Origin of the sequence: Neptuniibacter sp. QD48_55 (assembly GCF_047778115.1) — a bacterium.
GTDB lineage: Bacteria > Pseudomonadota > Gammaproteobacteria > Pseudomonadales > Balneatricaceae > Neptuniibacter.
The window spans coordinates 472,030-486,218 of record NZ_CP180555.1; the positions used below are offsets into that span (position 1 = coordinate 472,030).

Annotated in this window: 10 protein-coding genes; 8 read left to right on the forward strand and 2 right to left on the reverse strand. The window is 41.4% G+C overall.

The window, feature by feature from the left end:
- Positions 1 to 15: 15 nt before the first annotated feature.
- A complete protein-coding gene (locus ACMXYW_RS02130; RefSeq protein WP_415905043.1) occupies positions 16 to 2,130 on the reverse strand; it encodes a TonB-dependent receptor plug domain-containing protein in 2,115 nt (704 codons plus the stop codon).
- 233 nt (positions 2,131 to 2,363) lie between these two features.
- Between ACMXYW_RS02130 and ACMXYW_RS02135 the strand changes: the two genes are divergently transcribed.
- From ACMXYW_RS02135 to ACMXYW_RS02145, 3 genes are all read left to right on the forward strand, one after another.
- On the forward strand, positions 2,364 to 3,809 hold the full coding sequence (locus ACMXYW_RS02135; RefSeq protein WP_415905044.1) for an ABC transporter substrate-binding protein: 1,446 nt from the start codon (positions 2,364 to 2,366) through the stop codon (positions 3,807 to 3,809).
- Between the two features lie 8 nt (positions 3,810 to 3,817).
- Positions 3,818 to 6,430, forward strand: coding sequence for an EAL domain-containing protein (locus tag ACMXYW_RS02140; RefSeq protein ID WP_415905045.1), 2,613 nt, complete (start codon positions 3,818 to 3,820; stop codon positions 6,428 to 6,430).
- 90 nt (positions 6,431 to 6,520) lie between these two features.
- The gene (locus tag ACMXYW_RS02145) at positions 6,521 to 6,772 is read left to right on the forward strand and encodes a hypothetical protein (RefSeq protein ID WP_415905046.1); all 252 of its coding nucleotides are present in this window, start codon (positions 6,521 to 6,523) and stop codon (positions 6,770 to 6,772) included.
- Between the two features lies 1 nt (position 6,773).
- Here the strand turns inward: ACMXYW_RS02145 and ACMXYW_RS02150 are convergent, their stop codons facing one another.
- Positions 6,774 to 8,930: an EAL and GGDEF domain-containing protein gene (locus ACMXYW_RS02150; protein ID WP_415905047.1), complete on the reverse strand. Its 2,157-nt coding sequence runs from the start codon at positions 8,928 to 8,930 to the stop codon at positions 6,774 to 6,776.
- 388 nt (positions 8,931 to 9,318) lie between these two features.
- Between ACMXYW_RS02150 and ACMXYW_RS02155 the strand changes: the two genes are divergently transcribed.
- The 5 genes from ACMXYW_RS02155 (at position 9,319) to ACMXYW_RS02175 (ending at position 14,174) form a co-directional block, all read left to right on the forward strand.
- The gene (locus ACMXYW_RS02155) at positions 9,319 to 10,734 is read left to right on the forward strand and encodes a TolC family outer membrane protein (RefSeq protein WP_415905048.1); all 1,416 of its coding nucleotides are present in this window, start codon (positions 9,319 to 9,321) and stop codon (positions 10,732 to 10,734) included.
- Positions 10,735 to 10,741: 7 nt separating this feature from the next.
- The gene (locus ACMXYW_RS02160) at positions 10,742 to 11,536 is read left to right on the forward strand and encodes a hypothetical protein (RefSeq protein WP_415905049.1); all 795 of its coding nucleotides are present in this window, start codon (positions 10,742 to 10,744) and stop codon (positions 11,534 to 11,536) included.
- A complete protein-coding gene (locus tag ACMXYW_RS02165) occupies positions 11,526 to 12,413 on the forward strand; it encodes a hypothetical protein (protein WP_415905050.1) in 888 nt (295 codons plus the stop codon). The genes ACMXYW_RS02160 and ACMXYW_RS02165 overlap by 11 nt, the downstream gene beginning before the upstream one ends.
- Entirely contained in the window at positions 12,413 to 13,327 is a 915-nt protein-coding gene (locus ACMXYW_RS02170) for a radical SAM protein (RefSeq protein ID WP_415905051.1), read from the forward strand. Before ACMXYW_RS02165 ends, ACMXYW_RS02170 begins: the two co-directional genes overlap by 1 nt.
- Positions 13,328 to 13,406: 79 nt before the next feature.
- The gene (locus ACMXYW_RS02175) at positions 13,407 to 14,174 is read left to right on the forward strand and encodes a SapC family protein (protein WP_415905052.1); all 768 of its coding nucleotides are present in this window, start codon (positions 13,407 to 13,409) and stop codon (positions 14,172 to 14,174) included.
- Positions 14,175 to 14,189 lie beyond the last annotated feature (15 nt).

Below are 14,189 nucleotides of genomic sequence, written 5' to 3' on the forward strand. Positions count from 1 at the left end.
TTGTAGTTTATTGGCTTAGAACGTTAGCCCCATTTGCAGGTAGGTCCGACGCTCAAATATATTGTTTGAATAGAATTCTGCATACTCTTTATCGAATAGATTCTGAACGATCAGGGATAGTTCCAGTTCAGAATTCATATCTAATTGAAAAGTATTCGAGACTTTCATATCAGTTCGAGTGTAATTCGTACGTCCACTGTTTTTATCGCTAAAGCCCTCAATCCATTCTACGTGATCCATATAATAGTGGGATAATGATAGTAAGCTGTTATCAGTAGGTTTTGTTGATAACAACAGTGATGCAGTGTGCAAAGGTGAAGCAGCATTAAGGGGGACTAGCCTTGGATCGGCTTCTGGGTATGCACCGCGGTTCCAAATGCCTCTAGTTTGGTTGTAACTATAGTTAAATATCACCGTATTTTTATGTGGTGATGGCGATGTGTATTTGAACTGGGCCTCAGCGCCTTGATTGATCCACTCTGAGTTATTCTGGCCAATATCATAATGATCATTATTTGCATCATCGACATCAGAATCTATTCTTGTACTCCTGACGGCCGCATTACTTATATCTTCATAGAAAAGTCTGAGATCAAAATGACTGCCGTGTTCAGGCCAGGTATGAAAGAACCCTAATTCAAAGGTGTTGATCTCTTCAGAATCGAGAGGTCCGGGTAGGTTAAGTAAATCGATTGTTCCAGGGCCAAATAAAACACTGTAATCGATCACGGCACGGCGATTTGTTTCTAGTAATGATGGCATTCGGTGAGCATGAGAAAATGCCGTCCTTATTGTGGAGAAGTCACTTAATGCATAGTTTAGTGCGGTTCTGTATGAAGTTGCGCCGCCGACATAAGTGCTTTCTTCAAACATAGCGCCGGCATTCAGAGTTACTTTTTCTGTTGCTTTATACTGAAGGTTGCCGAAAATTTGCCAGCGATTCCCATGAATCCAATCTTTATCTGGGTATTGAAGTAATACGTTGCTTTTAACTCGTTCGTGAATAAGGTCGCTACCTAGAACCGCTTTTATCCGCTCATTAGGGTTGGTTGTGTATAAAAAGCCAATTTCATGGGTTTGTACCGTTCCACGTTCTGTATCTTTAGCAGCAGCGCCTCCAAAATTATCAGCGAGTAATGCTTCTGCTAACTCTACAGTCGGAATTCCTTCGTTAATTACGAGCTCTTCTGCTGTCCAATTTTCTGTATCTAGCTTTAAAAAATTGTGAGTGTAACGCAGTTGGAGTTCTGACTGGTCTTCTAAAACTCGGTTCCAACGAATATCTTGGAAACTGGATAGGTGATCTCTAGGGGTAAAGCCTGCTTTATCAAGATCAGTTTTATCAGAATCCCCGCGATAGGCGTAACCCTTGGTTGCGCCGATATCAAAATGGATAGTGTCGGATAGATTAGGTGTTATAGATCCAGATAGGGTAATAAACTTATTTTGCGCACCATCCTTATAATAATCGCTACCATCATTTTCTTCTCTACCAGCAGATAGGGTGTAACTGATATTTGAAAGGGTGTCTGAGTGGCGTGCAGTAATATTTTTGGTGCCAAGGGCGCCAGTAGTGGTTCTAACAGCCGTGCCAGATTCGGCAATTGGAGATTTAGTAATAATATTGATGGCACCCAGAAACGCATTCGAACCATGGGTAGGTACGTTGGAGCCTCGTACGACTTCAATATGGTCAATATCATCCACAGTAATGCCTACGGTTTCCCAAACTACAGTGGAAAGTAGAGGTATATAGATCGATCGACCATTAATCATCACTTCCATGCGTGATGGAAAATCATCTGACATGCCGTGATAAGTAACACCCATTTTATTTGTGTTTACGTGGAATACTTGCATTCCAGGCACTAAGCGAAATAGGTCTGGAATATTGATGGCACCTGAGGCTTCGATCATATCTTGATCAATGATGGTGATGGCAGCAGGTGCTTCAGTTAGTTTCTGAGGAAAGTGTGTCGCAGAAATTACCTGGGGAATATCTATAAAAATATCTTCTTCGGTGAATTCGGGTAACTCAGATTGATCTTGAGCGAAAACATTTAAAGTGGTGGCAAGCACAACTGGAGTTATTAAATATTTTGATTGTTTCGTTATTTTGCCATCAATCATGCGAGTACATCCTATAAAAGCGTATGTGCTTAAGTTTCGAAACTAACGGAGGAAATAGGGTCTGGGATTAGATTTTAAGCCCAACATACACAATAATTATTCCCATAATAATAGCCTCTATGATGAAGCCATTGTTTTCCAGTATCCAACTCATTGTTAACTAATGCAGCCAAACTTAATGGGTTATCTATGATAACTTTATGTGTGTAGCAATTAAACCAGAGGGATGAGAGTTGAAATCCGTTTTTAGGTCCTTTTTATGTATCTTTTCCCTTACATTGGTGTCGGTTGTTTCAATTGCAGGAGAGCAAGCGGACAAAGCGATTGAAAGTGTAAAAACGTTGGTAGCACAAGGAAGTATAGCACCTGGCTCAGTCATCCGTTTGGTCGCAAAGCAGGGGAATATTGCCAATTTTTTAGGTCAAAATCACGATTTGAAAAATCGATGGGAGGACGCTACAGGTATACTAATTGATGCTAAAACAATGCCTCAGCAAGCATCAATTGATTATATCCAGAATCAGACAGATATAGATCTAACCGTTGCGCGAAATAGAGAATATGCTGATCTATTTCACAATAACTTGATTGTTGATCTCTCTCCTTTTATTGAGCGGTTTGGTTTTGACTTGGTTGATGTACAAAAAAGTCCTTTTTTAATGCCGAAAAAGCAAGCTTTCTATGCTGGGATTCCTGTTGCTATACCTGCTGATGGGGATATCGCTTTGCTATATCTTCGCAAAGATTTGTTGGAAAACTCTGATATTCAAAGGTCTTATCAAGCGCAGTTTAATGAACCCTTACAAACGCCTAAAACATGGCTAGAGTATCAGCAGCAGGTGGCTTTCTTTCATCGATCAGAGTCCGGTTTTTATGGCTCTGTAGAGCAGCGTGATGAAGCTTCTGGGTGGATGTTCTGGATGCCTAGATACGTTTCGCAAGCGTATCCAAATCAATACTTATTTGATGACACTATGAAACCATTGATCGATAGTGAAGCTGGCATTGCTGCTACAGATAGTTATTTAGCGACCTTACCTTATTCCCCACCTGATATTCTTAATCACTCCAGCAACTACACTTATACCCTGCCAATTTTTATGAGTGGCAAAGGCTATTCGACCATTATTACCTTAGCAGGGGCGAAAATTTTTAATTCTCCTCATTCTAAAGTAAGAGGGAAATATATAGCTGTATCAATGCCAGGAACCCAAGTTGGAAATATAGTTAACCGTCGAACTACGCTTATCTATGGCAATAACTTAGTGATACCTAGTACTGCTGAGAATAAAGAATTAGCATTTTTATTTGCAATGTGGCTGACTGACCCCGATATATCTGAACTTGCTCTATCGGAGAAAGGAGGATTTGCTGATCCTTACCGAGTTAGTCACTTTCAGTCTGAAACTATTCAGGCTACGTATGGTAAAGATGTATTAGACGTGGCTCTTAAAGAAGTCTCTGTGACTGTGCCTGCTGGTACGGGACTACCTGGAGATCGAGAATATATTGCTGCGCTTAATAAGAATCTTTTTCTTGCCGCAAAAGGGGAGCAGTCGGCGCAAGAGGCTATGCGTGCCACAGCTAAAGAGTGGGATCAGATTACAGAACAATATGGTCGAGAACAGCAGATTAAATATTGGCTTAAAATGAAAGCGTTATTTCCAACTGTTCATTAAGGATTATTTTGGCTCTTTTTGATAGTAAAAAGCATCAACTAACTATTCAGCGTAAATTACTGTTTGGTGCCATTCTTATGGCGCTATTTGTCGGAGTTTTGTTGTCTGTAGCTCAGCAGATTGCTCAGCAATCTACTCAGCAGCAGGCGGAAATACAGAGCCAAGCCGTCAGGCCTTTAGTTCAGGTCAATGCACTTCAATCCTTAATTTATCGTATCCGAGTCACTGAAGTTAATTTACATGTTGAGAGTGATTTCTTCGCTCTTACAGCTGCAACTGAAAAATTGTCTGCAGATATCCAGTTATTTGAACATAGTTGGCGCACGCTCATTGACGAATTTGGTGATGGGCATGATAGGCAGGTTCGATCAATTGATGATAATTGGCAGCGACTGAAATCTAGTCTCAATAAAGTTATTCAGTCTGCCGTTGATGGGCAGATAGCGGAAGCTTTTCGATTGTCTCAATTTGAATCTCAACCCCGATTTAATGTCATCGCAAAGGACTTAGAGATTCTTGTAACCCAGATCGAGATCTCAACAGATGGATTTATAATCGAAGCGGTTGCAGAATTAGAGTCGCAACAACAACGTTTCTTGCTGATTTCCCTCGTTGGAATGCTGATTGCGATCATCTTAATGATTTGGTTTTCTCGCTATTTCGTTTTGCGTTTAAACCGAATGCGCGAGGCATTTTTTAGAATTGCCAATGGCGATCTTGAGCATAAAGTTGATGTTGTTGGGCATGATGAGTTAACGGCTTTGGCGCGATCTTTTAACGCTATGCAGGAGAAACTAGCTGATCGACAAACTGCGCTAACTCAAGCTCGCTTATTATTGGAAGAGCGGGTTAAAGAGCGAACAAAAGAGCTAAAAGAGTCTAATCTCAAGCTTCGTGAAGAGGTTGTTGAGCGAGCAAAAATACAGCAAGAACTAAAAGTACTTTCTCTTGCGGTATCGCAAACCCCTGTCAGTATCATCATTTCCGATGCTAGAGGAATGATCGAGTATGTGAATGATGCTGCTATTCAGGCCTCAGGCTTTGTTGAAGAGGATTTGCTGGGCAAAAGTGCCATCTCTTTAATTGATCAACAACAGACAAAGAAAGCCTCATTTATTGATTTTACTCAGGCTTTAAATAATGACCAAGAGTGGGCAGGCGAACTATGTGCTACTCGACGGTCGGGTCAGAGTTGTTGGGAAGCAGTGCACTTATCTCCGGTGACAACCACCGAATCAGAAATTACCCATTATCTGATTATTAAGGAAGATATTACCGAACGACGTGAACACGAGCAAAAGTTACTGTATCAGGCTAGTTATGATGCACTGACTGAATTGCCCAATAGAACGCTTGGGATGGAGCGTTTAGCACAGGGGGTAATTAATGCTCGGCGATTGCAGCATAAATTGGCAGTTATGTTTATCGATCTTGATGGTTTTAAGAATGTTAATGACTCATTGGGTCATGATATCGGTGATCAGCTTTTAATTATGGCAGCTTCTCGGCTGCTGAATACCGTCCGAGAATCAGATGTAGTTGCGCGCTTAGGTGGGGATGAATTCTTGATTATTATGCCCGCAATTTCAGAGCAATCCGATTGCTTCCCTGTGTTAGATAAGATTAAGCATGCCTTTTCGGAGACGTTTCAATTGGCGGGCCATAGTTTAGCTGTTACCCCTAGCATTGGATTATCTATCTTTCCTGAAGACGGTGAGGATGGGGCTATTCTGTTACGCAATGCTGATTTGGCTATGTATCAAGCTAAAGAGGCCGGACGCAATACATATAGGTTTTTCAATCACCAGATACATGAAAACCTGACGATGAGAATGCAGGTGGAAACCCAGTTGAAGTCTGCATTGGAGAAGCAAGAGTTATCGTTATCCTATCAACCGATAGTTGAAGCTCAGACCAGAAAATTGGTTGGGGTAGAGGCTTTATTGCGCTGGAATAATGAATTGTTAGGTCCTGTGTCGCCAGATCAGTTTATCGGTATAGCTGAGCAAACGGGTTTGATTGTGCCAATAGGAAATTGGGTGATACAAACTGCGTGTATGCAGATTGCTTATTGGAGAACTCAAGGACTGCATGATCTGAGTTTAGCAATCAATGTTTCTCCTCGACAGTTACATGGGGATGGATTGGGTGCAGTGATTGATCAAGCGTTAGGGGCAGCAAATCTTAATCCGGAGAGCTTAATCTTGGAGGTAACGGAAGGATTGTTGATCAGGAACCCTACGGAAGCTAAACGAACACTAGAGGCACTTAAGGAGCTTGGTATTGGAATCGCGATGGATGATTTTGGCACGGGCTATTCATCCTTAAGTAATTTGAAGAATTATCCATTCGATATCCTGAAAATAGATAGGACTTTTGTGCGCGATATAGCTTCAGATCCCGAAGATTGCGCACTTATTTCAGCCGCAATTAGCATGAGTGCTGGTTTGGGTTTGCCAGTTGTAGCTGAGGGTGTTGAGACTGAGCAGCAGTTACATATCTTAGCTGATATGAACTGTGATCGCGTGCAGGGCTATTACTTTAGCAAGCCGTTAGCGCCAAAGGAGTTCTTGCTCTGGGTCAAAGATTATCAAAGTTCCGATATTTCCTCGACTAATTAATGACGTCTTTTACTACTTAGTTCCGTTGGTTCACTAGCTGTGTTGACGTATATTGTGTAGTGAACGTTAATTAATTTTAGGAATGTTTGTATGTGGTCTGTAGACGGGCGCCAGATTGTGCATCAGTCGGGTCTTTCTATTGAAGTTTTGGACGGTAGCTTCAGCAATCCGCTTGATCTGTCCATTAAGGGTGACAAAGGTTTTTCTGCGCCAGAACTGGCTTTAATGATTCGTGAAGGGATGGAGTACGCAGCTAAAAACGGTGCTAAAGCTACTGTGCGGGCAGTAAGGCCTAACGCAACTGATAAGCCTAAACGTCCTATTTTGAAACTTAAAAGGTAGTTTATTGATGGCGGCTGATTAATTTAGTCAATTCGTCTTGCGGTAAAGGCTTACTGTAAAAATATCCCTGAATATAGTTACACGCTTTTGCAGCTAAATAGTCCTTCTGAGACTGTGTTTCTACTCCCTCTGCAATGACTTTTACTCCGAGTGCATGTGCCATAGCAATAGTTGCATCTATTAGCGCTGGGGCTGTTTTATCATCTTCAAAATCTTGCATAAAACTACGATCGATTTTTAGGGTGTTGAACTTGTATTGGCGAAGGTAGTTTAAAGAAGAGTAGCCTGTGCCAAAGTCATCCATTGAGATAAGAATGTCTAATTGGGCGAACTCCTCAAACGCTTTCGTGATATAAGTTTGATTGCCTAATAGAACACCTTCAGTTATCTCCAAATGTAAGCTGTCGCCCGATAGTTGATTTGTATTGAGGTATTTTTTGATCTTGGTGAGCAGTGTTGGTGCTTTAAATTGCAGCGGTGATAAATTGACTGCAATTTTGAAATTGGAGTTATGTTGTTCAGTCCAAGTTTTAGTGGCTTTCAATGCTTCTTTTAATACAAAGTAACCAATCGGAATGATTAAGCCCGTTTGTTCGGCAATCGGTATAAATTCGTCGGGAGGTACGTGGCCTAGAACTGGGTTTTTCCAGCGAAGTAGGGCTTCAGCACCCACAATTCGTTCCGATTGAGTGTCAAACACGGGTTGGTAGTTTAGATGGAACTCGTTACGCGCTAATGCGCCATGCATCTGTTCCTCTATCAGTAAGCGACGCTCTATACCGGCATTCATGTCTTCGGTGAAAAAGTGGTAGGCATTACGGCCTTCACTTTTTGAGTGGTACATGGCGGAGTCCGCATTTCGTAGTAGCTGATCCGGTTGGTCTCCGTCATCTGGATAGATGGATATGCCAATACTCGTTGTAAGAAGAAGTTCTCTATTTTTGACTTTAAAAACATCGCGGAAGCTTTTGAGTAGGTTTTCCGCAATGGGGCGTACCTCAAGGGCATCTTCGAGGTTGTTAATGAGAACGATAAATTCATCACCGCCCAAGCGGCCGATGGTATCGCTGGCGCGAATCATCGAGCGTAATTTATCTGCTGCTTGAATGAGTAATTCATCTCCAAGTGCATGCCCAAGTGTATCGTTTACTTTCTTAAAGTCGTCTAGATCGATAAAGAGGACTGCAAGTTTTTTGTTGTTTCGCTCAGCTTCTTGAATCAACAAATTGAGTCGGTCGAGAGCTAAGAAGCGATTTGGTAACCCTGTGAGGTTATCGAAATGTGCTTGATGGATGATTTTCTCTTCTTGGATTTTCTGGCTGGTTATATCTTGCAGGGTTTCTATTGCTCCAATAGTTTGACCATCTTCATCCTGAAGAGGTGCAGCCGTGAAATATAACCAGCGACCATCATGCATTTTAGGAAAGTAGTCTTGGGCTTCTACTGCACCTGGGATGAGTTCTGATGGCTGGAATTTATGACCGTAGTGTTTTTCTATATCTTTGGCTATGGCGCCATTAAGAACTAAATCGGCCATCACTGGGCGCGGGTGATCATAAAAGCCACGCCAAGAGTCTTTTGTGCCAATCACTGCTGAAGCAGGTATGCCTGTGAGTATTTCGCAGGCTTTATTCCAGTGTGTGATAACGTGATCTTCATTGATAACGAAGCTGGCAATGGGGTTACCAATAATCATCTGGGACAGCTGTTGCTGGGTTTTTTTAAATGCTTTTCGTGCTAAGTAAAGATCGGTGATATTGGAAGCTATGCCTCGATAACCTGAAAAATTACCCTCAATATCAAAGGTTGGAGCACCACTGACGGTATAGCGCTGTAATTGCCCTTCATCATTAAAAATATCGTACTGGAAATCATAGAAGGGTTCGTGTTGCTTACATAGAGCTTTGTGTTCCTGCATTGCAGAATAAGAGTCGGGGCTAATTGGCATTTCCCAGCGGCAACGACCAATAAAGTCGATCTGGTTGCGACTCATTCGGCTGATCCCGGTCCCTGAGAAGCTGATGAATCGAAACTCTTTATCCTGCTCCCAAAACCAATCGGACGATAGCGCAGCAAAATCGTTAAGGCGTTCTATCTCCTGCTGCAATTGTGCAACCTGAACTTCGAAATCAGTCTGTTTAATGGCTTTGTTACTCATATGGATAGCTACTGCAGTTCTGCTGTTCCAGAGTTAAATGATTATCTTGTAAGTATAGATGTTGAATTGTATTTCAATAAACAGGTTTAAGTAATTCTAAATGTACTTTAAATTCGCTAGCTTGCTATTGTGCGGATGACTCTGATTAAGTTTGGGGTAATTTAATAATAGGATATGTATGAAAACTTAATGCCTTTTCAAATATACTCTAAAAAATATAACGCTTTAGTTAATAAGTCCTAAATTAATTTCCTTGAATTAAGTGCTTTGGGTTTGTGTGGTGTAATATTGCTCATCACGTTGAAATGTAAAAAATCTGCATCCTGATAGAAACCGATCCTGTTGCAGAGCGGGCTTAAAAAGAGAGGAGCTAAATAAGGTGTCTATTGTGCACAGAAGTGTAAGAAAGATTGTAACAGCTGCATGTCTTTCTGGATGTATGATTAGCCTATCAGCTAATGCCGAAGATTTAATTGATGTATACAAGTTGGCGTTGGAAAACGACCCTACATATCTGGCGGGGTTTCATGAACATGAAGCCTCTAAAGAAATATATGCACAGGCGAAGGCGGCGTTACTTCCTACATTAAAGTTTGATTACTCTCAGACTGAAACGTCGCAGGATATAGTTAGTTCCGATAATCAGGTATTTTCCAGCGGTAGTACCTCTTACCCAACCACTGAGATGACTCTATCTCTAACCCAATCTATCTATAGCTACAGTAATTGGGCTTACTTTAAACAAGCGGAAGAAGATGTGAAGAGGGTTGCGTCTGAGTTGGAGGATGTTCGCCAAGATCTGAGGATGCGTACTGCCGAAAACTATTTTTCAGCGTTGCGAGAATACGATAACTACACATCTGTTAAGTCTGAAGTCGCTTCTCTAGAGAAACACTATGAGCTCGTAAGTCAACAACGTGAAGATGGTTTAGCGCGAGTTACCGATGAATTAGATGCTCAGGCGCGTTATATGCAAGCTAAAGCGCGTGAAGTTGAAATTCGCAATACGTTAAAAGATGCGCTTCAAAGTTTGAAAGAGATGACGGGGCAATTACCCCAGTCATTAGTTTCTCTCGGTATTGATATGGACTTGGTTGAGCCAACGCCAGCAATGCCTCTAGAGTGGGTTGAGAAAAGCCGAAACAATAACCCTAATGTAATGGCTAAGCGTTATGCGATATCTGTAGCTTGGCAAGAAGTTCGCCGACAAAAGGGTGGACATTATCCAACATTAGATTTTGTTTTTTCGCAGAACAATAGAGAGACAGAAGGGTCGCTATTTGGTGGTGGCTCTGAAGTTGAGACTCAAGACATGATGGTTAAATTAACTGTGCCCATTTACGCAGGTGGTGCAGTGTCTTCTAAAGTCAGAGAGTCTATTGAGCTACATAATAAAGCTCAGGATGAATTAGAAGTTGAGTGGCGTGCAACAGAACGTGAGACGTATGCTGCATTTGACGGCGTTGTTGGCTCTATCGCTAAAGTTGAAGCGTTGCAGCGTTCAGTCGATGCTTATGAGCTTGGTGTAGAAGCAAAACGTACCGCTTATGAGTCTGGTTTGACATCGAGCTTAAGTGTATTAGATGCAGAGCGTGATTTGTTCTTTGCTAGAACTGAGTTTTCTAGTGCTCGATATGACTATCTTATTAACACATTACGACTTAAACGTGCTGTTGGTCTTTTGAGTGATACTGATTTGGAGCAGGTTAACGTAATGCTTTCTGGTGAAGAGCAAGCTTTTGAAATCACGGCATCGCTCATGGATAGTCGTACTTATCGAAGCTCTGAACAAGCTCGCCGTTAGGTCTAAAATGCAGCCGCAAGCTGTACTGCTATCTGCCTTTTCATCGCTGGCAGTTCCTTTTGGTTACGAGCGTTCTTGTAAATTAACGGCAAGAACGCTCAATCAAGACCGATTTTTACTTACCCAACACAAAAACTGTTTTGGATCCGATTCACTGACTTCACTGTTGGGGTTGGCGGGTGATCTTGAGATGCCTAGCGAAGGCTTGGGGTGGATACAGAGTCGATTTGATAAAGCTGAGCTTGTTCATCTTGGCTATGAAAATGAGCGTGGCGAGCCGCTATGTAAACTCTATCTTGAGTACCCCTATCCAGCTACAGCAAGTGAAGGAGTAAATAGCTCGAAGGGGTTTTTGCTTCATCAAGCCATTAAATGGTATCCAAATAGTAATCGTCATCTAATTACAGACTATCGATGTTTGCCTTCCTTATCTAAGAAACGCCTCTTTTCATTTGTGGAGCAATGCTTAGGTCCTTCTGGGCGGTTACAGTCTTTGTGGGTTAAAACATTATTGGAACGGGTTTGTAAATCCGAGTTGCCAATGATACTTGATGTATCTGAACCCGAGAGTGTTCGTAGATCCTTTGATATCAATTTATATGATTTCTCTATTCGAATAGGTGAGCTGAAAGTCTTGCTGGAAGAGCTTTTTCAAAGTTTTTTAATTCCGACTGAATCGGTGGATCTGTTTTTTGAGCAAAATTATGGTTGTGTTCTAGGCCATGTTTCTGGCGGTATTAACCGGACGGGTGAACCTTTTATTACACTGTATTTTGGAGTGGAAGAACGCTGTGGAAAATAGGAATGAGCTAGAGCTGTTTTTTAAAAAATGTGGCCCCAAAGCGCAGTTGTCGGATTATTGTCTTTGGCCGTACCCCCCTCTGGCAGCTACAGATGGTAAACAGCATTCTTTTAACCTTCTATTAAATAGCTTTTCTGCAGCGGGCGTCGGAGTTTACGGCGTTAAGTTGATAAACGAAATTCAGAAATTGATGGGAGAGGGGCAGACAGTTTGGGGGGTAAAGCTTGTTGACGGAAAAATTAGTTGGGAACTGTATTTTTACGACTATAAACGCCTTGAGAGAAGAAACTCCTTTTCTCGTTTAAAGCGACTGATGCCAGATTATTTATCGACTGCTTTGGATGTGTCGGATGATGTACCTTACTTTATGTTTTCGATAGATCTGGGTGTCGAAGAGTTGAACGCAGGTTGTTTAAATTTAAGCGAAGCGAATATCTATATTGGGAATGACGGTAGTAATGTGTCTTCAGGTATTTGTTATCTATTGTCTGAAGAAGGTCTTTCCTTAAGCAATCTTTATTACTTTTATAACTCGGTTAAAGAGAAAGAAGATATTTTAGCAAAGATAGCAAGTTCTGCGCATTTGAACCTGCGGAAGTTAGATTTCAATAAAATTCTCTTACCAGAATTGCGTGATTGCGAAACCACAGTAGTTGCGAATAAAAAGCAAAATGAAGGGATCTACTTCTCTCGTATTAAAATAGAACAGCTTATTTGGTTCTTAGAAGTCATGGAATATCCAGAGCCGATTCAGGGTTATATAAAGACTTCTAGGAATGAATTAGATCATATGCTCTATGATGTCGGCGTAGATTACACAATGTTGCCTGATGGTCAGATAGAAGTTTTGAAGACAAGTTATTATGGGATCTTTTAATGCTTTCTATAGAAGAGCGATTTGATCACAGTGCTTACGTTTCTATGACGATGGAATTTCGTTGTAATCTTAAATGTGTTCACTGCATGATCGAAGGCACAATGGATTACCTCGAGCCTCAGAGTCGAGAACAGTTTGAGGAATTACTTGCCTATAATAAGGCCCATAAGCGATGGCCTGGGCTGATTCTTACTGGGTCAGAGATTACCTTGCATCGTGACCTGTCAGAGTTAGCTAAAGCCGCAAAGCAGTCTGGCTTTCAGCATGTTCGAATTCAGAGTCATGGTATGCATCTGGGCAAGTTAGATTATTGTGCCCAGCTCATTGACTCTGGGGTTGACGAATTTTTCATTAGCGTTGCTGCTGCAGATGCTCAGTCACATGATGCAATAACCCAAGTTCAAGGTTCATTTAATAAAACCCTTCAGGGAATGGAAAATATAGATCGTTGGGAGCATACGATCAGTATTACTAATACAGTCGTAACAAAAAAAAGTTATAAGCAGTTACCGCAAGTTGTAGATGCATTAGCGCATTTAAAAAACTTAGCGCAAATGGAATTTTGGTTTTATTGGCCGATGTCAGGCAAGGATGAAAAGACTTTGCTTGCACCTCATTTGGAAATGTTGCCCTATTTGAAAGAGGCTGTGATAAAAGCACAGGCGCTAGGTCGGCGTGTGGAAATTAAAAATTTCCCACAATGTTTGTTGGGAGAATTTAAGCATTTATTGGTAAATGGACAGCCGCAACTTTTTATTGATCCTGTATTTTGGCGGGAATTTGAAAAAAACGGTTTTTATCAATGTAAGCATCGAGAAAGCTGTCAGTCCACGGAATGCCTAGGGTTAAATAGTGCATATATTAAGAATTTTGGTTGGGAAGAAGAAATACTTACTCCACAGGCCAATAGTTAAGTTGCAGAAGGGGTGTCTTCTTATCTAAGATGGATCCTTTAGACTGCAATAAATATTAGAAATAGCTAAGGAAAACAACGTGACAACACAGTTACTGATTTACGGAGATGTACAACCAATCAATAAGCAGCGTCATGCTGATTGGTCAGTAAAAGCGGGTAGTCAATATGGCTTTGCTCAAGCGGTTAACTCAGTACCGTTAATGGCTGTTGAGTTTCCTAATGCGGCTGAAGAGTATTGTGTAGTGTTTGCGGGCGAAGGTGAAAATCTTCTCCCGGTAGTTCTAATGGGTGTTAGAGAGCAGGAAAATCTTTATGTAAATAAAGATGGCAGTTGGAAAGCTAAATATATCCCTGCTTTCATCCGTCGTTACCCGTTTGTTTTTTCTAGTGCTGATGATGGTTCAACCTTGACGCTTTGTGTGGATGAGGGGTTCGAGGGTTGTAATCAGGAAGGACGTGGCGAAAAGCTATTTGATGCTGATGGTGAACAAACTCAGTATCTAAGTTCTGTATTGGATTTCCTAAAAGAGTATCAAGTGCATTATCAGCGCACTAAAGCTTTTGCTAAGAAACTTCAGGAACTAGATTTGCTTGAGCCTATGGGAGCGCAGTTTACTACGCCAGCTGGCGAGAAACGTACAGTGACTGGTTTCCAGGCCGTTAATCGTGAAAAGCTTAAAGGTTTAGCTCCTGAAACGTTTGCTGAGCTAGCTAAAACGGATGAGCTAGAACTAATTTATGTGCATCTGCAGTCTATGCGTAATTTTACTAAGATGCTTGAAAAAGTTTCTGGTAGTGCAGCTGTAACAGCAGATGAAGATACGACAGAAGAAGTAACGCATTAAATTAAATGGGGTGGT